Source organism: Mesorhizobium sp. M0478 (genome assembly GCF_040321305.1).
Taxonomy (GTDB): Bacteria; Pseudomonadota; Alphaproteobacteria; order Rhizobiales; family Rhizobiaceae; genus Mesorhizobium.
On the sequence record NZ_JAMYRH010000004.1, the window covers coordinates 261,198 to 285,882 of the forward strand.

25 protein-coding genes are annotated in these 24,685 nt (G+C 64.1%); 7 read left to right on the top strand and 18 right to left on the bottom strand.

Annotated features, from left to right (window positions below; all coding sequences use genetic code 11):
* Positions 1–32: 32 nt before the first annotated feature.
* Entirely contained in the window at positions 33–1,034 is a 1,002-nt protein-coding gene (locus NKI64_RS12390) for an ornithine cyclodeaminase family protein (RefSeq protein WP_023687938.1), read from the top strand.
* Positions 1,031–2,539, top strand: a complete 1,509-nt coding sequence (locus tag NKI64_RS12395; protein WP_023687937.1) for an HAL/PAL/TAL family ammonia-lyase — start codon at positions 1,031–1,033, stop codon at positions 2,537–2,539. Before NKI64_RS12390 ends, NKI64_RS12395 begins: the two co-directional genes overlap by 4 nt.
* Here the strand turns inward: NKI64_RS12395 and NKI64_RS12400 are convergent, their stop codons facing one another.
* From NKI64_RS12400 to NKI64_RS12455, 12 genes are all read right to left on the bottom strand, one after another.
* Positions 2,540–3,343 carry a 3-methyl-2-oxobutanoate hydroxymethyltransferase gene (locus tag NKI64_RS12400; RefSeq protein ID WP_023682254.1) on the bottom strand — a complete coding sequence of 268 codons (804 nt, stop codon included), beginning with the start codon at positions 3,341–3,343 and terminating at the stop codon, positions 2,540–2,542.
* Between the two features lie 85 nt (positions 3,344–3,428).
* Complete coding sequence (locus NKI64_RS12405; RefSeq protein ID WP_023753589.1) at positions 3,429–4,523, bottom strand: fatty acid desaturase family protein; 1,095 nt, start codon at positions 4,521–4,523, stop codon at positions 3,429–3,431.
* Between the two features lie 16 nt (positions 4,524–4,539).
* Positions 4,540–5,454 carry a sugar phosphate isomerase/epimerase family protein gene (locus NKI64_RS12410; protein WP_023705643.1) on the bottom strand — a complete coding sequence of 305 codons (915 nt, stop codon included), beginning with the start codon at positions 5,452–5,454 and terminating at the stop codon, positions 4,540–4,542.
* A 54-nt stretch (positions 5,455–5,508) separates the two neighbouring features.
* Entirely contained in the window at positions 5,509–6,597 is a 1,089-nt protein-coding gene (locus NKI64_RS12415; RefSeq protein WP_023709068.1) for a Gfo/Idh/MocA family protein, read from the bottom strand.
* A gap of 103 nt (positions 6,598–6,700) precedes the next feature.
* A complete protein-coding gene (locus NKI64_RS12420) occupies positions 6,701–7,765 on the bottom strand; it encodes an ABC transporter ATP-binding protein (RefSeq protein ID WP_023707705.1) in 1,065 nt (354 codons plus the stop codon).
* Positions 7,765–8,553, bottom strand: coding sequence for an ABC transporter permease (locus NKI64_RS12425; protein ID WP_352668176.1), 789 nt, complete (start codon positions 8,551–8,553; stop codon positions 7,765–7,767). Before NKI64_RS12425 ends, NKI64_RS12420 begins: the two co-directional genes overlap by 1 nt.
* Positions 8,553–9,422 (bottom strand): ABC transporter permease, encoded by an 870-nt coding sequence (locus NKI64_RS12430; RefSeq protein ID WP_023685260.1) that lies wholly within the window; start codon positions 9,420–9,422, stop codon positions 8,553–8,555. The genes NKI64_RS12425 and NKI64_RS12430 overlap by 1 nt, the downstream gene beginning before the upstream one ends.
* A gap of 65 nt (positions 9,423–9,487) precedes the next feature.
* Entirely contained in the window at positions 9,488–10,549 is a 1,062-nt protein-coding gene (locus tag NKI64_RS12435) for an ABC transporter substrate-binding protein (RefSeq protein ID WP_023749929.1), read from the bottom strand.
* 33 nt (positions 10,550–10,582) lie between these two features.
* Entirely contained in the window at positions 10,583–11,557 is a 975-nt protein-coding gene (locus NKI64_RS12440) for a PfkB family carbohydrate kinase (RefSeq protein ID WP_023752094.1), read from the bottom strand.
* Positions 11,554–12,588 carry an ADP-ribosylglycohydrolase family protein gene (locus NKI64_RS12445; protein ID WP_352668180.1) on the bottom strand — a complete coding sequence of 345 codons (1,035 nt, stop codon included), beginning with the start codon at positions 12,586–12,588 and terminating at the stop codon, positions 11,554–11,556. Before NKI64_RS12445 ends, NKI64_RS12440 begins: the two co-directional genes overlap by 4 nt.
* Positions 12,589–12,591: 3 nt before the next feature.
* Positions 12,592–13,317: a GntR family transcriptional regulator gene (locus tag NKI64_RS12450; RefSeq protein WP_023687928.1), complete on the bottom strand. Its 726-nt coding sequence runs from the start codon at positions 13,315–13,317 to the stop codon at positions 12,592–12,594.
* A gap of 206 nt (positions 13,318–13,523) precedes the next feature.
* Positions 13,524–14,294: an IclR family transcriptional regulator domain-containing protein gene (locus tag NKI64_RS12455; RefSeq protein WP_352668183.1), complete on the bottom strand. Its 771-nt coding sequence runs from the start codon at positions 14,292–14,294 to the stop codon at positions 13,524–13,526.
* 116 nt (positions 14,295–14,410) lie between these two features.
* On the opposite strand from NKI64_RS12455, the gene NKI64_RS12460 reads away from it, so the two are divergent.
* Genes NKI64_RS12460 through pcaF form a run of 3 tightly spaced genes read left to right on the top strand, consistent with a single transcriptional unit; the run spans position 14,411 to position 17,260 of the window.
* Positions 14,411–15,268 carry a CoA transferase subunit A gene (locus tag NKI64_RS12460; protein WP_352668185.1) on the top strand — a complete coding sequence of 286 codons (858 nt, stop codon included), beginning with the start codon at positions 14,411–14,413 and terminating at the stop codon, positions 15,266–15,268.
* Positions 15,265–16,053 (top strand): CoA-transferase subunit beta, encoded by a 789-nt coding sequence (locus NKI64_RS12465; RefSeq protein WP_352446112.1) that lies wholly within the window; start codon positions 15,265–15,267, stop codon positions 16,051–16,053. Before NKI64_RS12460 ends, NKI64_RS12465 begins: the two co-directional genes overlap by 4 nt.
* A 1-nt stretch (position 16,054) precedes the next feature.
* Positions 16,055–17,260, top strand: coding sequence for a 3-oxoadipyl-CoA thiolase (pcaF, locus tag NKI64_RS12470; RefSeq protein WP_352668188.1), 1,206 nt, complete (start codon positions 16,055–16,057; stop codon positions 17,258–17,260).
* Positions 17,261–17,273: 13 nt separating this feature from the next.
* Here pcaF and pobA read toward each other — a convergent pair whose 3' ends face one another.
* The 6 genes from pobA to pcaD are packed head-to-tail and all read right to left on the bottom strand — an operon-like array spanning position 17,274 to position 22,092.
* On the bottom strand, positions 17,274–18,446 hold the full coding sequence (gene pobA, locus NKI64_RS12475) for a 4-hydroxybenzoate 3-monooxygenase (RefSeq protein WP_352444539.1): 1,173 nt from the start codon (positions 18,444–18,446) through the stop codon (positions 17,274–17,276).
* Positions 18,446–19,498, bottom strand: a complete 1,053-nt coding sequence (locus NKI64_RS12480) for a 3-carboxy-cis,cis-muconate cycloisomerase (protein ID WP_023815842.1) — start codon at positions 19,496–19,498, stop codon at positions 18,446–18,448. The genes pobA and NKI64_RS12480 overlap by 1 nt, the downstream gene beginning before the upstream one ends.
* A 19-nt stretch (positions 19,499–19,517) precedes the next feature.
* Positions 19,518–20,132, bottom strand: coding sequence for a protocatechuate 3,4-dioxygenase subunit alpha (gene pcaG / locus NKI64_RS12485; protein WP_023685271.1), 615 nt, complete (start codon positions 20,130–20,132; stop codon positions 19,518–19,520).
* Positions 20,132–20,887: a protocatechuate 3,4-dioxygenase subunit beta gene (pcaH, locus tag NKI64_RS12490; protein WP_352668190.1), complete on the bottom strand. Its 756-nt coding sequence runs from the start codon at positions 20,885–20,887 to the stop codon at positions 20,132–20,134. The genes pcaG and pcaH overlap by 1 nt, the downstream gene beginning before the upstream one ends.
* Positions 20,877–21,290: a 4-carboxymuconolactone decarboxylase gene (gene pcaC / locus NKI64_RS12495; protein ID WP_023685273.1), complete on the bottom strand. Its 414-nt coding sequence runs from the start codon at positions 21,288–21,290 to the stop codon at positions 20,877–20,879. The genes pcaH and pcaC overlap by 11 nt, the downstream gene beginning before the upstream one ends.
* Complete coding sequence (gene pcaD / locus NKI64_RS12500) at positions 21,283–22,092, bottom strand: 3-oxoadipate enol-lactonase (RefSeq protein WP_023696241.1); 810 nt, start codon at positions 22,090–22,092, stop codon at positions 21,283–21,285. Before pcaD ends, pcaC begins: the two co-directional genes overlap by 8 nt.
* 92 nt (positions 22,093–22,184) lie before the next feature.
* On the opposite strand from pcaD, the gene pcaQ reads away from it, so the two are divergent.
* Together pcaQ and NKI64_RS12510 are read left to right on the top strand one after the other, a co-directional pair.
* On the top strand, positions 22,185–23,102 hold the full coding sequence (pcaQ, locus tag NKI64_RS12505) for a pca operon transcription factor PcaQ (RefSeq protein ID WP_023685275.1): 918 nt from the start codon (positions 22,185–22,187) through the stop codon (positions 23,100–23,102).
* Positions 23,103–23,378: 276 nt separating this feature from the next.
* The gene (locus NKI64_RS12510; protein ID WP_352668194.1) at positions 23,379–24,677 is read left to right on the top strand and encodes an ABC transporter substrate-binding protein; all 1,299 of its coding nucleotides are present in this window, start codon (positions 23,379–23,381) and stop codon (positions 24,675–24,677) included.
* The last annotated feature ends 8 nt before the right edge of the window (positions 24,678–24,685 follow it).

The window sequence follows — 24,685 nt, forward strand, 5'->3', positions numbered from 1 at the left end:
GTTATGGATGGGCGGGCGGCCAAGGACATTGCATGAAGCCTATCTATATCGACTACCTCAATGGCCTCGATATCGAAGCCCTGGAGATGACCGACGGCGAAATCATTGCCGCTGTCGAAGCCGGGCTTATCGCGCAAGGCAATGGCCAGACGGTGATCGAGCCGCGCGTCCATCTTGAACCCGCCCCTTCCTTCCATGGCCATTTCAACGTTCTGCGCGGCTACGTTGCGCCGCTCGATACGGCGGGCGTGAAAATCGTCGGCGACTATGTCGACAACTATCTGCACGGGCTCCCTTCAGAATTTGGCATTTTGAACCTGTTCGATCCGCGCACCGGCACGCCGCGCGCCATTCTCGACGCCACCGTCATCACCGACATGCGCACCGGCGCCGTCACCGCCATTGGCGCCAAACATCTGGCGCGCAAGAACTCCAAGGTGCTGGCCCATATCGGCGCGCGCGGCACCGCCTATTGGAATGTGCGCCTGCTCGACCATCTCTTCGACTTCGACGAGATCCGCGTCCATTCGCGCCGCCCGGAAAGCCGCGACGGCTTCGCCGCCAAACTCTCGGCCGATCTCGGCAAGAAAGTTACCGCGGTTGCCGACTGGGAAAGCTGCATCAAGGGCGCCGACATCGTCGTCGAGGCCTCGCGGCTGCCGGAGCCGCAGCCGCTGCTCAAGACCGAATGGATCAAGCCCGGTGCGCTGGTCGTGCCCTATGGTACGATGAGCGCGGTGGAGCTGTCATTGACCGACATCATGCAGAAAATGGTCGTCGACGACTGGGGCCAGTGCAAAGGCGGCAAGTTCGGCTCGCTGCGCGCCCATGTCGAGACCGGGCGGCTGAGCGAAGCGACGCTGCACGCCGAGCTCGGCCAGATCGCTGCCGGTCTCAAGCCGGGACGCCAGAGCGACGACGAGACGATCCTGTTCTGGCATCGCGGCCTGTCGCTGTCCGACATTGCGCTGGGCAAGGCGATGCTGGCCAAGGCTGCTGATAAAGGCATCGGCCAGAGGCTGCGCTTCGCATGAGCGCGCTCGTCCTCACCGGCGCCGGCGTCAGCGTCGAGGACGTTGCGCAGGTCGCCCGCGGCGGCCGCAAGGTCGAGGTTGAACCGACAGTCATCGAGAGGCTCGACAAAGCGCGAAAAGTGCTCGATCAGGTCGCCGCGTCCGGCCAGCAGATTTACGGCCTCAACACCGGGCTCGGCGCCAATCTCGGCACGTCGGTCGAGGGCGATGCCAGCGCCTTCCAGCGCCAGTTGCTGGAAGGGCGAAGCGGCGCTGTCGGCGAGCCGCTGCCGCAAGAAGCGGTGCGGGCGACCATGTTTGCCCGTGCCGCGATGTTCTCTGTTGGCGGTTCCGGCATTTCGCCGGCGGCTTTCACCGCCCTTGTCGATGCGCTCAATGCCGGCGTGCATCCGGTAATGCCGCAGCTGGGCTCGATCGGCGCCGGCGATCTCGTGCTGATGACGGCGCTCGCCCGTCTGCTGACCGGCGACGGCGAAGCTGACTATCAGGGTCGGCGCATGCCGGCGGCCAAGGCGTTGATGATGGCGCGGTTGGCTCCGATCAGCCTGGCGCCGAAAGACGGCCTGTCGCTGATCAACGCCTCGGCGGTATCAGCCGGCACTGGCGCGTTGGTACTGGCCGACGCGCTGTCGGCCTTTGCGCAACAGCAGCAGGCCGGCGCGCTGACCATGGAAGGGTTTGGCGCCAACCGCACCATCCTCGATCCGCGCCTGCATCTGGCGCGGCCGGCAGCCTGCCAGCAACTCGCGGCCAAGGGCCTGCGCGACCTGCTTGCCCGTGACGAGGAGCCGGCGCCGACCACCTTGCAGGACCCGTTGTCGATCCGCTGCATGCCGTCGATCCATGGTGCATTGATCCAGGCGATCGATCAGGCGCGGCTGGCGCTGGAGATCGAACTCAATGCCGCCGCCGACAATCCGCTGGTGCTGGGCGATGACGGGCTGGTTCTGTCGACCGGCAATTTCCACACCGCATCGCTGGCGCTTGCCTTCGAGACGCTCGGCCTGGCGATCGCGCAATGTGCCGCGGCAAGCGTTGCCCGCTTCATCCAGCTCGCCGGCTCCGGCCGCAACGGCCTGCCAAAATATTTGTCACCGGTCGGCGGCGCCTCGGCCGGTTTCGTGCCGCTGCAAAAGACCGCAACGGCAATCCTGGCCGGCATCCGCCACAAGGCCAATCCGGTGATGCTGGATTTCCTGGCCGTGTCCGAAGGCGTAGAGGACCACGCCACGCAGACGCCGCTTGCCGTGTCGAAATGCGCCGGGATGATCGCGCTGTGGCGACGGCTGATCGCCTTCGAACTGATGGCCGCCGCACAGGCCGTGGACCTGCGCGACGGTCTCAAGCTGGCGCCCGGCACAGCAGCGGTCCATACCGCGGTGCGCGCGCATGTAGCGATGCTCAGGGAGGACCGGCCGCTGGGAACGGATGCCGAGGTGCTCCATGCCATGCTCGCTGACGGAACATGGCAAGGTGCAGCGATGATCGGCAAGGAGGCCGAGTAGTTAGCCCTTTGCGTCCACCCGTTTCATGAACAGGCTGAGCTCGGCCGGATCCATGCGCACGACATGCCTGTCTTCCGGATAGGCGCCGCTATCGACGTCGGCAACGTACTCGGAAAACGCCGCGACGCGTTCCGCCTGCAGACGATCGTACTCGGCGGCGAAGTTGCGGTAGACCTTGGAATGGCGCGGCATGTGGCCCCGGTTCTGGCCAAGAATATCGTCGGCAAACAGATATTGCGCGTCGCAGCCGGTGCCCGCACCCATCGACAGCATGATCAGCGAGGTCCGTTCCGAGATCGCCTTCGCCACCTCGATCGGCACCACTTCGATCTCGGCGCCGAGAGCTCCAACGGCCTCATACTGCTTGACCGCCTCAAAAATCTGCATGGCGGTGTCGGCGGTCTTGCCGACGGCCTTGAAGCCGCCGGTCCAGGTGGCGCGGGACGGAATGAGGCCGACATGGCCGATGACGGGGATCGCGTCGTCGGCGAGCCGCTTCACGGTGGCGAAACCGGCGCTGCAATAAACGGCGTCGGCGCCGGCCTTGTAGAGCCGGAACGCCCAGCGCAGGAAATCGTCCGCCGTGCCGATCTCATAAAAATTCTCGCCCGGCATGGTGAACAGGCTGGGCGCCGCATCGCGATACTCAGGGTTGAGCACCAGCTCGGGCGGCACCGAGACGATATCGACCCCTGCCCGCTCGGCAGCCTCGGCCTCGTCCATGGTCAGGACGCGCAGCATGGTCAGCTGGCGCTTGCCCTTCATGGCGCGCAGATCGGCGACGGTCGGTCTCTTTCGGCTCATCGGGATGTCCCTGTTGGCTGGTTGCCTTTCCCGGTCACCTTACCGGCCCCGTAACAGGCCGGATAGAAGGCGGGTGGTTTATTCGCTACTCGGCCGCTGCCGACATATCGAGCTCGTGAAATTCACCGCGATAGGGCCGCGCCGTCGGCGGCAATTCGCGCTTGAGGAAATAATCCTCGTACCGCAGCTGCTTCAGCAGCACCGGCCAGACCTCGCGATAGGCATGCCACATGGACGGGTTCGCCGCCGGCAGGTCGTGCTTGACCAGCTCGTGCAGCCTCGGCAGCGCATGGTAGGGCACCATCGGAAACATGTGATGCTCGACGTGGTAATTCATGTTCCAGTAGATGAAGCGGCTGACCGGGTTCATGTAGACGGTGCGCGTGTTCAGCCGGTGGTCGACGACATTGTCGGCCAACCCGATATGCTGCAGCAGGCCGGTCAGAACCATGTGCCAGCTGCCATAAAAACGCGGCAGGCCGATCAGCACCAGCGGCAGCCATGAACCCAGCGCGATCGCGAGGGCGATCGTCGCAACGTACACGGCGACATGCCAGCGCGCCGCCGTGATGGCCTTGCCCTGTTCGGTCTCAGGAATGTAGCTCTTTTCGTCGTCCGACAGCTTGCCCAACGCCTGGCGCGCCAGGATCGGCAGCGAATAACGGAAATCGAGAATGCCGGTGAAGGCAAGCGCCGCCTTGACCAGATTTGGCGGCCGCATTACCGCGATCTCGGCGTCACGGCCGACGATGATCGTGTCGGTGTGATGCCGCGCATGGCTCCAGCGCCATTGCACCGGATTGCGCACCACCATGAAGCTGGCGATTTCGTAGATCGCATCGTTCATCCAGCGTGTGCGGAAGGCGGTGCCATGGCCGCATTCGTGCCAGCGCGAATCGCTCGACGATCCATAGAGCACGCCATAGACGAGCAGGAACGGCACCACCCACCACGTGCCCCAGAACCACACGATGCCGGCGGCCGAGCCCAGGATGGCTGCGATCCAGATCACTGTATCGCGGATCGCCGGCCCGTCGGAGCGCTGCATCATTTCCTTCATTGCCTTGCGCGGCACGTCGGTGTGATACCACTCGGCCGAGGCCATCCCGGTCTCGATCGCCCGGCGGGTGCTTTCGCCGACCAGGCCGTAATCGCGCTTTGTCTTGGCCGCCGTCGCCATCACCGTCTCGCCTACCTCAAAGCCCGTTGGCGCGGAACTTCCCGTCGAGAAATGTTTTCGCCCGCGGCACGTCGTCCTCGGTCAGATGCTCGATGATAACAGGGATGTTCGGGTGCTTCTCACTGAGCCGCTGCAGATAGAGATCGTAATTCAGCGATCCCAGCCCGGGCGCCGGCAGCTCGATCTCGCCGACGCCGCGGAAGGTCAGCCCCTCATGCGCGTCCGCGTCGCCGATATCGGCATGCTTCTCGGTCTTGTCGCTGCCTGAGCGCTTGACGTCCTTGGCGTGCGCGATGCGGATCTTGTCGGCCAGCGTGTCGAACACCTGGTTCAGCACCTGGTCCATGCGGTCGATATTGTGCGCCTCGAAATAATTGGTCGGATCCATCAGCAGGCCGAGGCCCGGATGGTCGACCTGCGCGAACATTTTGACCGTCTCCTCGACCGAACCGACGACATTGTTGACATAGGTTTCGAGCAGGAACACCGCGCCATGGTCGTAAGCCGTCTGGGCAAGATCCGAGATCACCTTGCGGCATTCCTCGAAGCCTTCCTCGGTCTTGTTTTTGGGATGATGCACCCAGTCGGATTCGGTGTTGTAGGTGCCGGTCTCCGAGATCACGTAGGGCGAGCCGAAGTCGCGCGCATTGCGGATGATTTCCTTGAGATAGCCGACGCGCTTCTCGCGCTCGGATTTGTCGGGATGGATGATGTTGGTGTAGCCCGAGATGCAGCAGACCGGCAGATTGTGGTCGCGAAACGTGTCGCGCACTGTTCTCGCCTTGTCCCCGGTGATCTGCCCGGCCGTGAGATCGACATCCCTGAAATGCATGTCGAGCTGCACTGTGTTGAAGCCGAGTGCACGGATGCGGCGGGCGGCCTCCGCGAGCTCATAGGGGAAATAGCCGGTGAAGATACCTGCCTGCATCATGATGTGAACTCCTCCCGGTAAGCGATTCAGCCGCCACACTATTCGGCGGCATGTTCAGTCGATCGATATCTCGGACAGTTTGACGGTGCGGCCTTGCGCCATCGAGCGGTAGCCCGCCTCGACCAGTGCCATTGTCTTGACGTTATCGGCGACGGAGAGCGCCGGCGGCGCGCCTGTCTTCACCGCATGCTGCAATTGCTCCATCACGCCGATGAAGGCATGCGGGAACCACATCGTGTCCCAGCTCGGGCTGACCCATTCGCCGCCGGTCGTCTTGGTCGACGCATAGGTCAGCGTCGAGGCCACGCCTTTCGGCCAGCCGATCGTGCCTTTGGCGACACCCTTGGTGCCGTCGACGCGCCAGTTGATGTGCTGGTCGTCCTCATAGCCCTCCTGGCGCGGTCCGGACCAGACATCCTCCAGCGACACGGCGAGCACGCCGGAGGGAAAGCGCAGCGTCGAGACGGTGATGCCGTCGCTATGCTCGAATGTAGTGCGCGGGTCCTTGCGTGTCAGCGTGGCGATTTCCGAGGGATCGCCGAACAGGAAGCGCAGCACGTCGAGATGATGCACGCTCATATTGGCGAGCGTCAGCCGGTCGTAGTCCTGAAGGAAAGTCTGCCAGTGCGGGATCGCATGCATGTCGATCTGCGCAAAGACGATGTCGCCCAGTGCGCCGCTGTCGATGATCTGCTTCAGGACGCGCATCGACTGGTCGTAGCGCATGTTCTGGTTGACCGAGAGGATCTTGCCGGACTTTGCGGCTTCGTCGCGCAGTTTCACGGCTTCATCGACCGACAGCGCCAGCGGCTTCTGCGCCAGGATCGCCTTGATGTGAGGCTGCTTCAGCGCATGGCGGATCAATGCCGGCTGCTGGTCGGGTGGAAAGGCAAGGTCGACGATCTCGATCTCGGGATTCTCGATCAGTTGTTCCGGCGTGTCGTGGACGGTCGGAATGCTCCAGCGTGCAGCTACCTTCTCGGCGCTGGCCTTGGTGCGCGAAGCGATGGCAACGACTGGGAAACCGGCCTGCCCATAGGCGGCAAGATGGCATTCGGCCATGATCATGCCGGCGCCGATGCAGCCGATCCGGTATTCGCTGGCGCGAACCCTTACATCCGGCTCGAAACCCTGGCCTGCCATCCATTCCTCCCTTGGACGACAGGATATAACGCCATGGCCGGCCCATCAGCCAAGGTCCGCTCCATCAATTCCCATCAGAACCATGCCGGGGTGACGGTGCGAACTAGTTTGCGGCAATCAGCACAGTGCTTTCCGGCGACCAGCTGAGCATTACATTCTGGCCCTCGGCCAGCCGGTCACTGCCGGTATTCTGGACGATGACTTTCAACGTCTGGCCGGCGCGCTCGACGAAATAGGTGCTGTTGTTGCCGGCGAAGATGCGCTTGGAGACTTGCCCCTTCAGCGTGTTGGCATTGCCGCTCGATGCCCCGGCATCGGTGGCGATGCGAATGCGTTCGGGACGCACCGCGCAGCTGGCCTTCGTACCGGCGGCAAGCCGATCACCCACCCCGGCGGCAATCGCCGTGCCGTCCGGCAGGCGGATGCCGTTGCCGGTCGCATCGCCGCGAAAAATGTTGGCGTCACCGAGGAAGGTGGCGGCGAACTCGCTCTTCGGCCGGTCGTAGATCTCCTCCGGCGGCCCTTCCTGCACGAGCCTGCCGTCCCGCAAGATTCCGATGCGGTCGCTCATCGTCAGCGCCTCTTCCTGGTCGTGGGTGACGAAGATGGTGGTGATGCCGATCTCGCGCTGGATGCGCTTCAGCTCGATCTGCATGTCGACACGCAGCGCCTTGTCGAGCGCGCCGAGCGGCTCGTCGAGCAGCAGCACGCGCGGCTTGGTGACGATGGCGCGCGCCAGCGCCACACGCTGGCGTTGACCGCCGGAGAGCTGGTGCGGCCGGCGCTCGCCGAGCTTCCCGAGTTGGACGAGATCGAGCGCGCGCTGCACTTCGGTGGCGATCGTCGCTTTCGTTTCGCCGCGCACCGACAGGCCGAAGGCGACATTGTCGGCAACGCTCATATTGGGAAACAGCGCATAGTTCTGGAACACCATGCCGATGCGCCGCTTTTCGACCGGCACCCGTTCGACGCTCTCGCCGCCAATGGCGATGCGCCCGGAGTCGGGAAAGTCGAAGCCGGCGATCTGGCGCAGCAGCGTGGTCTTGCCGCTGCCCGAGGGGCCAAGCAGCCCATAAAAGCCGCCATCGGCAAAATCGATGGAGACGTCGTCCAGCGCCTTGTGCGCGCCAAAACTGCGCGAGACGTTCGATACCTGCACGCCGGCCATTATTTCTCTCCGCCGAATTTGAAGAAGCGCGCCGTGAGCAGCATCAGCGCCATCGACACGACGATGATGATGGTCGAGACCGCGTTGATCTCGGGCGTGAACCCCTTGCGGATCGCGGCGTAGATTTCCACCGGCAGCGTCGTCTGCCCCGGCGTCGCCAGGAAGTAGGAGACGACAAACTGGTCGAACGACACGGCAAATGCGAACAAGCCGCCGGCAATGACGCCGGGCATGATCCACGGCAGCGTCACACGCCTCGTCACTTGCCACTGGTTGGCGCCGAGCGAGCGCGCCGCCTCTTCCAGCTCCGGTGCAAAAGTCTGCAGCCGGGCCGAGACGACGACGATGACATAGGGCAGCGCCAGCGCGACATGGCCGAGCAGGATGGCGGACAGGCCGCGGCCGATGCCGACGCCGAAGAAGAAGATCAGCATCGCCGTGCCGGTGATCAGCCATGGTATGGCGATTGGCGGGAACAGCAACGCCTGCAGCACTTTCTTGCCGCGGAAGTCGTAGCGGAAGAGCGCCAGCGAAGCGGCCGAGCCAAGCACCACTGAGATGAGCGTGGTGATGACCGCGATCTCGAGGCTGTTCCAGGTCGCCGCGATCAGCTGGTCGTTCTGCCAGAGCGAGGCATACCATTCCGTCGTCCATTCGAACGGCAATTGGTAGAAGGGCGAGACGTTGAACGACATCAGCGCCATGATGATGATCGGCAGATAGAGGAAGACGAGCAGCAGTCCGATGTAGAAGCGGCCTAGTCCTTCGATTATGCGGGTCGTCATCATCAAGCAGCCCTCCGCAGCACCGGCGAGGCAACTGCGAGGATGACCAGCACGACGGCGAGCAGGATGAACGACAATGCCGCACCAAGCGGCCAGTTGAACACGGCGACGAACTGGTCTTCGATCACCGTGCCGTAGAAGGTGCCGGTGCGACCGCCGAGAATGCGCGGCTCCATGAACGAGCCGACGACCGGCACGAAGATCAGTGCCGCACCTGCCACCAGGCCGGGCATAGACAGCGGGATGATCACCCGCTTCAGCACCTGCAGCCGCGAGGCGCCGAGCGAGCGCCCGGCCTCGATCAGCGAGTCGTCGATTGCCTGCAGCGTGAGATAGCAGGTCAGCACCATATAGGGCACGTAGGAGTGCACCAGGCCGATGATGATTGCGGGATAGGAATACATCAGGTCGATGTTGATCTTGAACGGCAGCACGGCGTTGAGCGCCGTGTCGAGGATGCCGCCCTCGCGCAGCACCATCGCCCAGGAGAAGATGCGCACCAGCCCGTTCGACCAGAACGGCAGGATGACCAGCAGGAAGATCGCCTCGCGGCTGCGCCCCTTCAGCACCTTGGCCAGCACATAGGCGGCGGGATAGCCGATGACGACGCACCACAAAGTCACTTCGAGGCCGAGCCGCAGCGAAGCGAGCAGCAGCGTCAGGTACAGGCTCTGCGAGAAGAAGGCGGCGTAATTGCCAAGGGTGAACGCCCATGGCTTTCCCGACAGCGGCAGGTCGGTCATGAAGGAGAAGAATACCATGGCCGAGAGCGGCAGGAAGATCGCCACCGTCAGCCAGAGATAGGCCGGCGCCAGCAGCGGCAGGGCCGATCTCAGCCCGCTGCGCGACGCGACCGCACCCTGTACTGCCATGATACCCTCCTCCCCAGGATTGAAGGGCCAGCCGGCGCAACCGCCGGCTGGTCCGGACGTGAGCGTTACTTCACGTCGACCTTGAGCTGCTGCCACAGCGCCAGATAGGCCTCGCGCTGCGAGTCGGTGATCGGCGCCTGGAACTGGATGCGCTTGGCCACCTCGGGATCGCCCATCACCTTGCGGTTGAAGGAGTCTTCAGGCAGCGCTTCCACCGCCTTGGTGTTGGCCGACACCGGCGCGCCGACCTTGGTGACCCATTCGACATAGAATTTCGGATCGATCATCCAGTTGATGAAGGCCTGCGCACCCTCGACATTCTTCGAGCCCACCGGGATCGAGAAGGCGTCGAGCCAGGCGACGGCGCCTTCCTGCGGAACGACCAGCGAGACCGGCAGCTTGAAATGCGTCTTGGCACGGTCGGCCGAGCCGCTCCAATAGGTGCCGATGTCGATCTGGTTGGAGGCGACCATCTGGTTCCAGTCGTTCTCCGAACTCCAGAACGTCTTGATCTGCGGCATCAGCGAGGTCAGCTTCGCCTTGACCGCTTCCATATCCTTGATGTCGTTGATATTCTGACCGGTGGCGATGGCGCCGAACTGCACCGCTTCGACAGCGTCGTCGCGAATGACGACCCGGCCCTTATGCGCTGGGTCCCACATTTCGGCGATCGAGGTCGGCGGCTTGTCGAAGGACTTTTCGTTGATTGCCAGCGCCGTCAGGCCCCACACCCACGGCACGCCATAGACCTTGCCGTCATGGTCGAGCATCGGTGATTGCGCCTTGTCCTTGCTGATGTCGGCATAGTTCGGCAGCTTCGAGACATCGATCGGCTGGATCAGCTTTTCCGCCATCGCCTGATCGTTGAAGGCGGCGTTGATCATGACCACGTCATAGAGGCCCGGATTGGTGCGGATCTTGGTCAGCATTTCCTGTTCGGAATTGAAGAAGTCGTTGACGACCTTGTTGCCGGTCGCCTTTTCGAAGGCTTCGATCGCCCACGGCTCGTCGGCGCCGTAGCCCTTCCAGTTGAGCACATGCACTTCGGCGGCACTGGCGGCCAGCGTGAGCGCGGAGGTGATGACGGCGGTCGCCGTCAGCAGGGCAGTCAGTCTTGGCATGCGCATGTTCGTTCCTCTCTTGTTTGCCCGCTTGGCGGGTCAGGCTGTCTGATGGGCCTTCTGGTTCTGGCCCGGCTCGCCCGTGGCGGCCTGGCTCAGGAAAGTCTGGATCTCGCTGTCGGTCGGCGCCGATGAGCCGCCATGGCGGGTGACGGAAAGTGCTGCCGCCGCATTGGCATAGCGCGCCGCCTCGAAGGGATGCACGCCGCGCGAGAGTGCACTGACGAAACCGCCGATATGGGTGTCGCCGGCGCCATTGGTGTCGATGGCATCGACCTTGAAGCCGGCAATGGTCTGCGTCTCGCCATTGACCAACCTCACGAAACAGCCCTTGGCGCCGGCGCGGATAACGACGCCTTCGGCCTTTGGGCAGTGGTCGGCGAGCAGCCGGGCGGCGAGTGCCTCGACATCGCCTTGCCCAGCGATCTCGACCGCTTCCGTCATGTTGCAGCTCAGCCATGTCGTACGGGCAAGCACCCGCGACAGGATGGGACGCGGGATATCCGCGATGACCGGCGTTGGATCGAAAACGAAGGGAATGTTTTCTGGCAGCGCCTCGATCCAGTCGGTCAGCGCGTTGCGGCTTCCGAGATAGCTCAGCGTGTAGCCCGACGTGAACACCCAATCATCAGACGCGACCACCACGGGCCTCATCATCTCGAGGCTGAGAATGCTCTCCGCACCGGGCCACGACACGAAGGTGCGCTCGGCATCCCCGGAGATCATGGCGACGCAATTGCCGCTGTCCATGACAGGGGATGGCGACGTCAGCGTTATGATGCCTTCGGCCGCAAACGCGGCGCGCAAAAAATCGCCATTCGGTCCGCTGCCGAGCTGGCCGCCGAACACCACCGTCATGCCGGTGCGGCTGGCCGCGACCATCATGTTGAAGCCGCCGCCGGCGACCTGCGCAAAGCTCGACGCGGTCTTCTCGCAGCCCGGGGCCGGCAAGGCGTCGATGCGGTAGACATAGTCGACGACGGCGCTGCCGATATGGACCAGACGCCCACTCATGCCGCGGCATCCTTGCTGGCCTTTGCCGTGCGCGCCGCGACGAGGTCTTCGGCAAGCGAGCGCACCTCCCCCATATCTATGCCGACGAGCCCGGCAATGTGTTGTTGCGGCAGTTGCGAAAAGCCGACGCAGGCGCCGGCCATGCCTGAGGCAATCGCGCCGATCGTGTCGGTGTCGCCGCCGAGATTGGCGCTGATGATTGCCGCTTGCCAGGGATCGCCCTGCGCGACTTCAAGCACGGCGAAAGCTGCCGGCACGGACTCCTGGCTGGCCACACCGGTGCCGACGAGATCGGTGATGAGCCCGATCGCATCCCGCATGGTCTTGCCGCGCACGAGCTCCTGCGCCCAGGCGATACGCGCGGCGATATCGCCACCAGTCACCCAATGTCCGAGCCGGGCGCCTCGCCGCGCGGCTGCTACCGCGCTGTCGGAAGCGGCACGCCAGTCGCCACCGGCGACGCCGTGGCTGGCGGCGGCGGCAACTGCTGCGGCCGAAGCGATGGCGATCGAGGTGTTGTGCGTCGCACGGCAGGTCTCCGCCACCTTGGCGATAAAAGCATCGAACGGTTCCAGCGGCATCATGATGCCGACCGGCGCGATGCGCATGGCCGCGCCATTGGTGTCGCCCCGGATTCCCGCCTCTTCCGCCGGCACGCCGTCATTGATGGCGTCGATGGCGCGCTTGGTCGATGGTCCCAGCAGGTCATAGCTGCCGCGCGCCTTGACCTCGCGCTCCCAGTCGAGCAGTGCGTTCACCCAGCGCGCATGATCGAAGCGGTCGCCGGACTGGACCAGAATGCGGCCGAGCAGCAGCGCCTGTTCGGTATCGTCGGTGATGGTGCCGGCAACGAGCCCCTTCGACACCGGATGATCGGCAAACGGCGCCACGAAATCCTCGACATGGCCGTAGAGTTCGGCAATGCGGGCCGGCGACAGAAGCTGCGTCGGCATGCCCAGCGCATCACCGAGCGCCCCACCGACAAGCGCGCCCATGGCGCGATCGAGCGTGTCGTTGGTTCTGTCCGGCATCGCTCAAAACCTCATATGCAGCGCGAAATGCGCCGGGTTGAGCAGGCTGGTTACATATTCGATCGGCCGGTCGTCAGCCGCACGCGTCAGCCGGCGTCCGCGCAGGAACGGCGTGCCTTGCGGGCAGCCGAGAATGGCGGCGTCTTCGGCATTCAGCATCTCGATGCCGACCCATTCCTCGCCATGGTCTGGGATGAGGCCGGCGCCGCGCAGCGTCTGGTGCAGCGAGCCTTCGCGCAGACCGCGCAGCGGCACGTCCTCCAGTTCGGGCGACAGCGGCAGGCGGCTGCGTTCGATGGAGATCGCATGGCCGTCGCTGGCATTGGTGCGCACCCGGTCGACGGCGATGAAAAACGGGCTTTCGATGCCAAGCAGCGCGGCAAGATCGGCATCCTCGATCACTTCAAGCCGCAGCGTCCGCGTCTCGGCATTGGCGCCGGCATTGGCCAGCGCCCGCGACCAGCCAATGCTGTCATCGACCGGCTTGCCGTCGAAAGTGACGAAGGAGCCGATGCCGACCTTGGTCGTGATCAGCCCACGGCTGGACAACTCCTCGAGGCCCTTGCGGACCGTGTTGCGGCTGACGGAAAAGCGCTGGACGAGTTCGTTCTCGCTTTGCAGGCGGTCGCCGAAGCCAAGCACGCCGGAGCGGATCTCATGTTCGAGAACGGTGGCGATCTGCTCGGGCTTGCCCGTGCCGGGAGAAAGTTGAACCGCGCGCCGCTTCATATGGGTACCTGTTCAGTAAACCTGTATAGTCCTGTTCGATATTGGAGTTGAAGGGCGACGTCAACGATATATTTGGATTAACGCATATGCATTGTGCTCAGGTGCCCCGGGCATCGTTTGTTCGCATGGCGACGCTAACCGCGCAGGGCGTCCCGTCTCCGAGACAGAGCGGGGGCAGCGCTTCCCTCCGGCGATTAGCCTTGCGCTCACACGAAGAAAAATTCCTCAATCCGTTGCTTGGCCGTCCGCAGCGCTGGCAGGATATCCCGCTCCATCGCCTCGACGGAGAACCGCGCCGACTGCGTCGAGACGTTGATCGCCGCCACGGTCTTGCCGGCGCGGTCATAGATCGGCACCGCTATCGAGCGCAGGCCAAGTTCCAGCTCTTCATCGACGACGGCAAAGCCATCCGCCCTCGCCGCGTCGATGGCCTTGGCCAGCGCGGCGCGGCTGGTGATCGTCTTCGGCGTGCGCCGTTCGATCCTCGCCTCTGCAAGCAAGGCCTTCAGCTCATCCGCGCCCAGCCCCGCAAGCAGGACGCGCCCCATCGAGGTGCAATGCGCCGGCAGCCTGGTGCCGACATCGAGCGAAACGCTGAGGATGCGGCGGCCAGGAATGCGCGCGACATAGACGACTTCCTCGCCCGACAGCACCGCCGCGTTACAGGCCTCGTCGAATTGGCCCGCGACGTCGCGCATGATGGATGCCGCGAATGTCCACAGCGAGGCGCCGCCGAGCCAAGAGCGCACGATGGTGAGCAGGCGCGGCGACAGCGAAAACTGCCGGCCGGATTGCGTGGCATAGCCGGTGGCGGTCAGCGTCAGCAGGAAGCGACGCGCGCCGGCGCGGGTCAGCCCCGCCTCCTCCGCCATTTCGGTCAGCGTCATCCCGGCCGGATGTCGGGCCAGTATCTCCATGACTGCAAGGCCGCGCTCCAGCGAGCCGACATGGTCGCGCGTCTTTGCCTTGTCCTCCATGCGGCCTCCGCAAGACAATGCGCCGCCTTGACTCGTCTCGGCGGCGCGATGTAAAAATATCTCATACAAAACAAATGTTCGCAATACGAACTTTTTGAACTTCGGAGTTCTTGGCGATGGTCAATTTCCTGCCGCTCAAACAGGCCGTGGCTGAGAACCTGCATGATGGCGATACGGTCGCCTTCGAAGGCTTCACGCATCTGATCCCGACGGCGGCGGCGCATGAGGCCATCCGCCAGGGCTTTCGCGACCTGACGCTCATCCGCATGACCCCCGACCTGATCTACGACCAGATGATCGGCATGGGCATGGCCAAGAAGATCATCTTCTCCTATGTCGGCAATCCCGGCGTCGGCCTGCTGCGCCGCGCCCGCGACGCCATCGAGAACGGCTTCCCCCGGTCGATCGAGATCGAGGAGCACAGCCATGCCGGCATGGCCAACGCCTACGAGGCGGGAGCTGCCGGCCTGCCTTGCGCGGTGTTCCGCGGCTATCGCGGCGCCGGGCTGGCGGCAGTCAATCCCAACATCCGCTCGGTCACCTGCCCGTTCACCGGCGAGGTGCTTGCCGCCGTTCCTTCCATCCGACCGGACGTGACCTTCATCCACGCTCAGAAGGCCGACAAAAAAGGCAATGTGCTGGTCGAAGGCATTATCGGCATCCAGAAGGAAGCGGTGCTCGCGGCCAAGCGCGCCGTGGTGACGGTAGAGGAAGTCGTCGACAATTTCGACGACCTGCATCCCAACCTCACCGTGCTGCCGCGCTGGACCATCGCTGCGATCTCGGTGGTATCAGGCGGTTCGCATCCCTCCTACACGCACGGCTATTATGTGCGCGACAATGCCGCCTATCTCGAATGGGACGACATCGCCGCCGACCGTAAAAGATTCCAGGCCTGGATGCAGGCCAATGTCCTCGAGCGCACCGCGGACGATTTCGCCGGCCGCGTAAAGCATCTGAGGAGCGCGGCATGAGCGGCTTTACTCCCAATGAGATGATGACGATTGCCGCCAGCCGAGCCCTGAAAAACGACGATGTCTGCTTCGTCGGCATTGGCGCGCCGTCGGCCGGCTGCAACGTCGCGCGACTGACGCATGCGCCCGACATCACGCTGATCTATGAAAGCGGCACCATCGGCACCGCGCCCGATGTTTTGCCGCTGTCGATCGGTGACGGCGAACTTTGCGACACCGCCGTCACGACCGTCTCGGTGCCGGAGATGTTTCGTTACTGGCTGCAGGGCGGCCGCATTTCGATCGGTTTCCTCGGTGCCGCCCAGCTCGACAAGTTCGGCAACATCAACACCACAATCATCGGCGACTATGCGCGTCCCAAGACCCGCCTGCCCGGCGGCGGCGGCGCGCCGGAGATCGCCACCTCGTCGAAGGAGATCTACATCACCATGGCGCAGTCCAAGCGCGGCATGGTCGAGAAGATCGACTTCTTCACCTCCTTCGGCCATGGCGTTGGCGGCGACCATCGCCAGCGCCTCGGCATCGAGACATCAGGGCCGACGCTGCTGATCACCGACCTTGCCATCTGGAAGCCAGATACGGTGAGCAAGGAATTCACCGTGGTGTCGTTGCATCCCGGCGCAACGCGGCTTGAGGTGCAGGACAGCTGTGGCTGGATCGTAAAGTTCGCCGAGGCGCTTGACGAAACGCCGGCGCCGACGGAACTCGAGCTGACGACATTGCGCGACCTGCAGGCCCGCACCAAGGCGGCGCATGAGGGAAGCGGAAAAGAAAAGGCCGCATGACATGACCGAGGCATTCATCTGCGATTACATCCGCACCCCGATCGGCCGTTTCGGCGGCTCGCTGTCGTCGGTGCGGGCCGACGATCTTGGCGCCATCCCGCTGAAGGCGCTGGTCGAGCGCAATGCCGGCATCGACTGGCAGGCTGTCGACGACGTCGTCTATGGCTGCGCCAATCAGGCCGGCGAGGACAACCGCAATGTAGCCCGCATGTCGCTGCTCCTGGCCGGACTGCCCAAGGAAGTTTCGGGCGCGACCGTCAATCGCCTGTGCGGCTCCGGCATGGACGCGCTCACCATCGCCGCCCGCGCCATCAAGGCTGGTGAGGCCGAGCTGATGATCGCCGGCGGCGTCGAATCGATGAGTCGCGCCCCCTTCGTCATGCCCAAGGCCGAGACCGCCTTTTCACGCCATGCCGAGATCCATGACACCACCATTGGCTGGCGCTTCATCAACCCGCTGATGAAGAAACAATATGGCGTCGATTCCATGCCGGAGACCGGCGAGAACGTCGCCGAGGATTATTCAGTGTCGCGCGCCGACCAGGATGCCTTTGCCATGCGCAGCCAGGACAAGGCTGTCGCGGCACAGGCCAATGGCCGGCTGGCGAAGGAGATCACCCCGGTGACGGTCCCGCAGAAAAAGGGCGATGCGACTATCGTATCGAAGGATGAGCATCCCCGCGCCGGCACCACGGTCGAGTCGCTGGCCAAATTGCCGACGCCGTTCCGGCAAGACGGCACGGTCACCGCCGGCAACGCATCGGGCGTCAACGATGGCGCGGCGGCGCTGATCATCGCCTCCGAAGCGGCTGTGAAAAAACACGGCCTGACGCCGATCGCCCGCATCCTCGGCGGCGCTGCCGCCGGCGTGGCGCCGCGCATCATGGGCATCGGCCCTGCTCCGGCGACACAAAAGCTCTGCGCTCGCCTCGGCCTGACACCGCACCAATTCGATGTCATCGAACTCAACGAAGCCTTCGCCTCCCAAGGCATCGCCGTGCTCCGCCAACTCGGCATCGCCGTGTATGCGGAGCACGTCAACCCCAATGGCGGCGCCATCGCGCTTGGTCATCCCTTGGGCATGTCGGGCGCGCGCATTGCAGGCACGGCTGCGCTGGAACTTCGCGAGCGCGGCGCCCGCTATGCGCTCGCCACCATGTGCATCGGCGTCGGCCAGGGCATCGCAGTGGCGCTCGAACGGGTTTGAGATCGCACTGCCCTTAATAGGGCAAACCGACATAGTTCTCCGCCAGCGCGGTCGACGCCGCCTGCGAATGCATGAGATAGTCGAGCTCGGCTTCCTGGATGCGCTGGCCGAACTCGCCCGTATCGGGAAAGCGGTGCAGCATCGTCGTCATCCACCAGGAGAAGCGCACCGCCTTCCACACCCGAGCCAGCGCTTTGGCTGAATAGGCGTCGAGCCCGGCCGGCGACTTGTCCAGATAGAATTCGCGAAGCCCGGCAAAGAGATAGCGCACGTCGCTGGCGGCGAGGTTGAGCCCCTTGGCGCCCGTCGGCGGCACGATATGGGCGGCGTCGCCGACCAGGAACAGCCGGCCGAAGCGCATCGGTTCGGCTACGAAGGAGCGCAGCGGCGCGATCGATTTTTCGAAGGACGGGCCGGTAACGACGGCGGCTGCGGTCGGTTCCGGCAGGCGACTGCGCAACTCGTCCCAGAAGCGATCGTCGCTCCAGGTCTCGACCTGTTCGTCAGCGGGAACCTGCACATAGTAGCGGCTGCGATGCGTCGACCGCATCGAGCACAGCGCAAAGCCCCGCTCATGGTTGGCGTAGACCAGTTCGTGATCGGCCGGCGGCACTTCGGCCAGCACGCCGAGCCAGCCGAAGGGATAGGTCCGCTCGAAGGTTTTCAGCGCCCGCTCGGGCGCCGATTTGCGGCTGACGCCGTGATAGCCGTCGCATCCGGCGATGAAGTCGCAGTCGATGCGATGGCCGACGCCGTCCTTGCTATAGGTGACGTAAGGCGCCTCGCCATCGAAACCATGCAGCGCGACGTTGGCCGCCTCATAGACGGTGGTCAGCCCGGCCGCCTCGCGCTTGTCCATCAGATCGTGCGTCACTTCGGTTTGACCATAGACGGTGACGTGTTTTCCGCCGGTCAGTGCCGTGAGGTCGAGCCGGTGCAGGCCGCCGCCGAACGCAAGCGAGATGCCGGCATGCAGCAGGCCCTCGGCATGCAGCCTTGCAGCTGCGCCCGCCTCTTCGAGCAACTCGACGGTGCCTTGTTCGAGCACCCCTGCCCGCACCCGGCCAAGCACATGCTCCCGGCTCGAACGTTCGAGGATCACCGTCTCGACGCCAATGGTGCCGAGAAGCTGGCCAAGCAGCAGCCCGGACGGTCCGGAGCCGACAATGACAATCCGGGTGCGCATCAGTGTCCCAGGCTTTCGATCTGTCCGGCGAGTTCGGCGGCGAGCCGTAGCGCAGCCGCGGTCGCAACCGCCATCTGCGGCAAGAGCAGCCATTCCAGCGTCCAGGCAGCACCGGAGCGCTCCTGCTCATGCACCAGCGCCTGATGCATGCCGGAAAGCTGGGTGGCGTTGAAGCGCGCCAGCGTCACCAGCACTTCCGCCTTCACCGGGTTCTGCTTGTGCGGCATGGCCGACGAGCCGCCGCCGCCGGACAGCTTGATGTCGGTTCCATCTTGCGCCATCAGCGCAATGTCCTGACCGAACTTGCCGAGGCTGCCGGTGATGAGCGATAGCAGCCCGGCGAATTCGGCCAGCGCATCCCGCTGGCTGTGCCATTGCGGCGCGTCGCCAAGGCCGAGCTTTGCGGCAAGGGCCGCGCGCACGGCAGGTCCTTTGTCGCCCAGCTTCTCCAGCGTGCCGGCGGCGCCGCCAAACTGCACCACGATCAGACGCTTGGATTGCTCCGACAGTCTCTGCTGATGCCGTTGCAGCGGCGTGCGCCACACCGCCACGCGGTCCGACGCCTGAATTGGGATCGCCGGCTGCATGCGCGTCATCGCTGTCAATGCACGGCTGCCAAAACGTTCTTCCAGCCCCACCAGCCGCAGAATGTTTTCAGTCAGCAGCAGGTCGAGATGTTCAATGAGCCGGCGCAGCCGAAGCACCAGGCCAGTGTCGATGACGTCCTGGCTGGTTGCGCCGAAATGCACGCCGGCGTCGTGCGGCGCCCCGACCGCTGCCTTCAACTGGCGCACCAGTTCGGGCACGATCACGCCATCCTTCGCCACACCGGCCCGCAGCCGCGCGGTGTCCGGCTTGTATGACAACAGGACAGGTACAATCGCCGCGGCGGCATCCGTGCCGATAGTCCCGCTTTCGGCTTCCGCTTGCGCCAGCGCGCGCTCGAAATCGAGCATGGCGGCGATTTCCGCATCCACCGAAAAATGCCGAGCCGCCTCCTCGTCGCCGAGCAGGCCGGAGAGCAGCGGATGGTCGAAGGGCGATACGGTCATGTCATTGGTTTCCTGACCGTCAGCTGTCGAAGAAGACCGTTTCCTTCTCCCCTTGGAGATGGACGTCGAAAATATAGTTGTCGCCTTGCCGCTCGGCGATCAGCGTCGGCACGCGCACCTTGTGCTCGATGCGGGCCAGGATCGGATCCTCGGCATTGGCCTTGGCCTCGTCGGAGAAATAGAGCCGCGTGTGGAGGCCGATATTGATGCCGCGGGCGACGATCCACAGGCTGATATGCGGCGCCATCAGCCGGCCGTCGCCATACGGCACGCGTCCCGGCTTGATCGTCTGAAAACTGCACAGGCCGGTTTCCATGTCGGTCGGCTGACGGCCCCAGCCCTGAAAATCCGGATCGGCATCGCCGCGCAATTCGGCCGGCGAATTGTAGAAGCCATTGGCATCCGCTTGCCAGATTTCGATCAAGGCATCCCTGAGCGGCGTGCCGGTGCCGTCGAGCACGCGGATGCGCAAACCGATGCGCTCGCCCTTGGTCTTGTCGTTGAGCATCGTCGCGCCGAGGTCTGTCGGATAGACGCCGCCGATACCACCGAAATTCGGCGTCAGCCCGATATGCACGTAGGGCCCGGCGGTCTGCGACGGGCTCTCCTTCAGCCGGGTCAGCGATTGCGCCATCAATTGCCCTCCGGCCGGTTTTCGAACAGCGCGGCGCGGCGCCCGCGCAGCACGATGTCGAACTTGTAGGCGCGCGCGTCGAACGGGATCGTCGCCTGCATGTCGAGCGCCGCGACCAGCGTCTCAACGGCCGCCTTGTCACGGATACCGCGCACGATCGGGCACCGCCAGATCAGCGGGTCGCCCTCGAAATACATCTGCGTGATCAGCCGCTGTGCGAAGCCGTGGCCGAACACCGAGAAATGGATGTGCGATGGCCGCCAGTCATTGGGCCCGTTCGGCCAGGGATAGGGACCGGGCTTCACCGTGCGAAAGGCATAGCCGCCATCGGCATCGGTGATGGTGCGGCCGCAGCCGCCGAAATTCGGATCGAGCGGCGCGAGATAGCCGTCCTTCTTGTGGCGGTAACGGCCGCCTGCATTGGCCTGCCAGAATTCGAGCAGCGCGCCGGAGACGCCCTGGCCGCGCTCGTCGAGCACGCGGCCATAGACGATGATACGCTCGCCGATTGCGCTCTCGCCGGGCTTGGCGAAGTTGTGGATCAGGTCATTGTCGAGTTCGCCGAGCATGGCGTGGCCGAACACCGGACCGGTGATTTCGGACGCCGTGTTGTCGAAGGCCAGCAGCGCCTTTTGCGGCGAGCGCAGCACCGAAGTCTTGTAGTCGGGCGTCAGCGCCGGCGGATGCCAGCCACGGTCGCGCTGGAAGAAGGCTCCGCTCTCGGGCCTGCGGTTCGAGCCGGCATCAGCTGGCATGGCCAGCCCTGCTTCCGTCCATTTCCGAAAACACCTCCTTGGCGATCCTGAAGGCGCGGTTGGCGGCCGGCACGCCGGCATAGATCGCGACATGCAGGAACGCTTCGCAGATATCGTCGCGCGACGCACCGGTGTTGGCGGTGGCGCGCACATGCATGGCGACCTCTTCATCATGGCCAAGGGCGGCCAGCAGTGCCAGCGTCACGATCGAGCGTTCGCGCCTGCTGAAGCCCGGACGCGCCCACACAGTGCCCCAGGCTGCCTCGGTGATCAGCTCCTGGAACGGCCGGTCGAAATCGGTGACGGCATCCTCGCTGCGATCAACATGCGGGTCGCCGAGCACCGAGCGCCTGACGGTCAGCCCGGTCTGATATCTGGTTTCGTTTTTGGGCAGTTCATCCATGGGTCTGCTTTCTCAGGGGAAGCGCCGCGACGAAATCGCGGATCAGGGTGGTCAGCGCCTTGGGCTGTTCGACGCAAGGGATGTGCGCGGCGTCACGAATGATTTCGAAATGTGCGCCTGGGATCAGATCGGCCAGCCAGCGGACGAGATCCGGCGGCGTCGAGCCGTCCTGGTCGCCAACGACGCAAAGCGTGGGTACCGCGATCCCCTGCGCGGCCTCGGTGAAATCGGCATCGCGCACCGCGGCGCAGGTGCCGACATAGCCGGCGACGGCTTGCCGGGTCATCATGTTCCAGTAGCCGTCGAGCTCGGCGACACGGTCCGCGTGGAAGGCAGGCGTAAACCACATTTTGAGCACGGCATCGGCGATGGCCTGGATGCCTTTGCTTTCGACCGTTTCGATGCGGGTGTTCCAGCTGTCGGCCGTGCCGATCTTGTGGGCGGTGTCGCACAGGATGAGGCCGTCGACGATTTCGGGGCGCCGGGCATAAAACCCTTGCGCAATCAGGCCGCCCACCGACAGGCCGCACAGCACCGCATTGTTCAGTTCGAAATGATCGATCAGGCCCGACAGATCATCGACATGCTCGTCGATCGAGCTGACGCCACCAATGTCGGACAGGCCATGGCCGCGCTTGTCGTAGACCAACACAGGCATTTCGCCACCCAGTTCGGACAACACCTCGTCCCAGATGCGGAAGTCGGTGCCCAGCGAATTGATGAACACGATCGGCCGCGCATTTCCCTTCGCCTTGATATGGCGATGGTGCAGCGTGATGCCGCCAATGTTGACGAATGGCACGATTTCGATCCTCCGTGTTCACATTGCACAAGGCATTTGGTTTGGTAAAATGATATTTTACGCCGTTTCATTAACTGCTAGGTTATGAGAACATGTCCGAAAGCCGCATAAGGTTCCGTCACCTGCAGGCATTCCTTGAGGTAGCGCGGCAAGGCAGCGTGGCGAGGGCGGCCGACTTTCTCCATGTCAGCCCACCGGCCGTGACCAAGACGTTGCGCGAATTGGAGGAGGCGCTTGGCATCGCTGTCGTCGAACGCGACGGCCGCGGCATCAGGGTGACGCGGCTTGGCGAAATCTTTCTCGGCCATGCCGGCACGGCGATCACGGCACTGAAGCGCGGCGTCGATTCCGTCCGCCAGGACGGCGCCATCAACCGGCATCCGATCCGCATCGGCGCGCTCCCGACAGTGTCGGCCAAGGTGATGCCACGCGCCATAAGCCTGTTCCTGAGTGAAAATACCGGTGCTGCGATCAAGATCGTCACCGGCGAGAACGCGGTCCTGCTGGAACAGTTGCGCGTCGGTGCGCTCGATCTCGTCGTCGGCCGGCTTGCGGCGCCGGAAAACATGACCGGCTTCTTCTTCGAGCATCTCTATTCCGAACCGGTGCTGTTCGTGGTGAGGGCCGGCCATCCGCTGCTGCAGCCGGGCCAGGACATCTTCGCCCGGCTCGATGAATTCCCGGTGCTGATGCCGACGCGGGAGTCGGTCATCCGCCCGTTCGTCGACCGCCTGTTCATCACCAACGGCATGACGGCGCCTGCGACCGAGATCGAGACCGTCTCGGATTCCTTCGGCCGTGCCTTCCTGCGCCAAAGCAATGCGGTCTGGATCATATCGACCGGCGTCGTCGCCAACGAACTCTCCAGCGGCGCCTTCGTCGCCTTGCCCGTCAACACCGAGGAAACCAAAGGGCCCGTCGGCCTGACGATGCGGACCGACACTGCGCCTTCGCCGGCCTTCACCATCCTGCTGCAGACCATTCGCGAGGCGGCCAGCCAGAACGCCTGAGTACCTTTCGCCAATCTGGCGCAGAGCGGGCCTTCAGCCGTATTTCCATAACCTGTTGGTTAACGAAACACCGCAAAATATCATTTTACCAAACCAAACACCTAGGGCACTGTGACGATGGGAGGATCGAAATCGTGCCGTTATCGGCATTGGCGGCGTTCCGCTGCCGCCTCAAGGCCTGCCGGGGCGATCTCCGATCTTAAGAACGGGCGGCATCGATTTTGAGCAGGCCGGCGGTGACCTCCAGGTGCCGTCAGGAAAGGGAGGAATACCAGCATGACCTCAAGCAAATCCGGCGTCTCGCGGCGCCAGTTCATCGCCACATCGCTCGCCGGCGGCGCGGCACTTGCGCTCAGCCGCGGCCAGGCCTTCGCGCAGGCCGCCGACACGCTGAAGGTCGGCTTTGTCAGCCCGCGCACCGGGCCGCTCGCCGGCTTCGGCCAGACCGACGGCTATGTGCTCGACCTCGCCCGCAAGGCGCTCGCCAACGGCATCGACATCGGCGGCAAGAAATACAGTGTCGAGATCATCGACCAGGACACGCAATCCGACCCGTCCCGCGCCGGCCAGCTCGCCAAGGACCTCATCAACAACCAGGCCGTCGACCTGATGCTGGCGGTGTCGACGCCGGAGGTGATCAACCCGGTCGCCGACGCCTGCGAAGCCGCCGGCGTGCCTTGCCTCTCCACCGTCATGCCGTGGGAGGCCTGGTATTTCGGCCGCGGCGCCAAGCCCGGGGAACCCTCGCCGTTCAAATGGACCTATCATTTCGGCTTCGGCGTCGACGAGTTCTTCCGGACCTACATCTCGCAATGGAACCTGATCGAGACCAACAAGAAGGTCGGCGTCATGTATCCCAACGACGCCGACGGCAATGCCATCCGCACCCATCTGGCGCCGTTGCTGGCAAAGCAGGGTTTCACCATCGTCGATCCCGGCGCCTACGAGACCGGCACCACCGACTATTCCTCGCAGATCGCGCTGTTCAAGCAGGAAGGCGTCGAGATCTTCAACTCCTTCCCGATCCCGCCGGACTTCGCCGCCTTCTGGCGTCAGGCTGCACAGCAAGGCCTGATCAAGCAGATCAAGATCTGCCAGGTCGCCAAGACCGGATTGTTCCCGTCCGACATCGAGGCGCTCGGCGATCTCGGCAACAAGATTTCGAGCGCCGCTTACTGGCACAAGGCCTTTCCCTACAAGTCGCCGCTGACCGGCGTTTCGGGGATCGAACTGGCCGACGGTTATGAGGCCGCCAGCGGCAAGCAGTGGACGCAGCAGCTCGGCGCCTCGATGTCGCTGCTCGACGCCGGCTTCGAGGCGCTGAAGGCAAGCACCGACGCCAAGGACAAGGCGGCCGTCGCCCAGGCGCTGAGCACGCTCAACACCGAGACCATGATCGGCAAGGTCGACTTCACCAGCGGCCCGGTCGCCAATGTCTCTCCCGGCCCGATCATCGGCACGCAATGGGTGGCGGCCAAGGAAGGCGGCAAATTCCCGCTCGACTACGTCGTGACCGAGAACGCCACCGACCCGAAGGTTCCGGTCGAGGCCAAGCTCCAGCCGTATAACAGCTGACGGTCGGT

Excerpts from the sequence above, each read along its gene's own strand:
- NKI64_RS12420 (WP_023707705.1), bottom strand. The coding sequence starts at position 7,765 with ATGGCCGGCGTGCAGGTATCGAACGTCTCGCGCAGTTTTGGCGCGCAC.
- NKI64_RS12400 (WP_023682254.1), bottom strand. The coding sequence starts at position 3,343 with ATGAGCCGAAAGAGACCGACCGTCGCCGATCTGCGCGCCATGAAGGGC.
- pcaF (WP_352668188.1), top strand. The coding sequence starts at position 16,055 with ATGACCGAGGCATTCATCTGCGATTACATCCGCACCCCGATCGGCCGT.
- pcaG (WP_023685271.1), bottom strand. The coding sequence starts at position 20,132 with ATGGCGCAATCGCTGACCCGGCTGAAGGAGAGCCCGTCGCAGACCGCC.
- NKI64_RS12445 (WP_352668180.1), bottom strand. The coding sequence starts at position 12,588 with ATGCCGGACAGAACCAACGACACGCTCGATCGCGCCATGGGCGCGCTT.
- NKI64_RS12465 (WP_352446112.1), top strand. The coding sequence starts at position 15,265 with ATGAGCGGCTTTACTCCCAATGAGATGATGACGATTGCCGCCAGCCGA.
- NKI64_RS12425 (WP_352668176.1), bottom strand. The coding sequence starts at position 8,553 with ATGATGACGACCCGCATAATCGAAGGACTAGGCCGCTTCTACATCGGA.
- pcaQ (WP_023685275.1), top strand. The coding sequence starts at position 22,185 with ATGTCCGAAAGCCGCATAAGGTTCCGTCACCTGCAGGCATTCCTTGAG.
- pobA (WP_352444539.1), bottom strand. The coding sequence starts at position 18,446 with ATGCGCACCCGGATTGTCATTGTCGGCTCCGGACCGTCCGGGCTGCTG.
- NKI64_RS12510 (WP_352668194.1), top strand. The coding sequence starts at position 23,379 with ATGACCTCAAGCAAATCCGGCGTCTCGCGGCGCCAGTTCATCGCCACA.
- NKI64_RS12390 (WP_023687938.1), top strand. The coding sequence starts at position 33 with ATGAAGCCTATCTATATCGACTACCTCAATGGCCTCGATATCGAAGCC.
- NKI64_RS12455 (WP_352668183.1), bottom strand. The coding sequence starts at position 14,294 with ATGGAGGACAAGGCAAAGACGCGCGACCATGTCGGCTCGCTGGAGCGC.
- NKI64_RS12405 (WP_023753589.1), bottom strand. The coding sequence starts at position 4,523 with ATGGCGACGGCGGCCAAGACAAAGCGCGATTACGGCCTGGTCGGCGAA.
- pcaC (WP_023685273.1), bottom strand. The coding sequence starts at position 21,290 with ATGGATGAACTGCCCAAAAACGAAACCAGATATCAGACCGGGCTGACC.
- NKI64_RS12450 (WP_023687928.1), bottom strand. The coding sequence starts at position 13,317 with ATGAAGCGGCGCGCGGTTCAACTTTCTCCCGGCACGGGCAAGCCCGAG.
- NKI64_RS12430 (WP_023685260.1), bottom strand. The coding sequence starts at position 9,422 with ATGGCAGTACAGGGTGCGGTCGCGTCGCGCAGCGGGCTGAGATCGGCC.
- NKI64_RS12415 (WP_023709068.1), bottom strand. The coding sequence starts at position 6,597 with ATGGCAGGCCAGGGTTTCGAGCCGGATGTAAGGGTTCGCGCCAGCGAA.
- NKI64_RS12480 (WP_023815842.1), bottom strand. The coding sequence starts at position 19,498 with ATGACCGTATCGCCCTTCGACCATCCGCTGCTCTCCGGCCTGCTCGGC.
- NKI64_RS12410 (WP_023705643.1), bottom strand. The coding sequence starts at position 5,454 with ATGATGCAGGCAGGTATCTTCACCGGCTATTTCCCCTATGAGCTCGCG.
- NKI64_RS12440 (WP_023752094.1), bottom strand. The coding sequence starts at position 11,557 with ATGAGTGGGCGTCTGGTCCATATCGGCAGCGCCGTCGTCGACTATGTC.
- NKI64_RS12460 (WP_352668185.1), top strand. The coding sequence starts at position 14,411 with ATGGTCAATTTCCTGCCGCTCAAACAGGCCGTGGCTGAGAACCTGCAT.
- NKI64_RS12435 (WP_023749929.1), bottom strand. The coding sequence starts at position 10,549 with ATGCGCATGCCAAGACTGACTGCCCTGCTGACGGCGACCGCCGTCATC.
- NKI64_RS12395 (WP_023687937.1), top strand. The coding sequence starts at position 1,031 with ATGAGCGCGCTCGTCCTCACCGGCGCCGGCGTCAGCGTCGAGGACGTT.
- pcaH (WP_352668190.1), bottom strand. The coding sequence starts at position 20,887 with ATGCCAGCTGATGCCGGCTCGAACCGCAGGCCCGAGAGCGGAGCCTTC.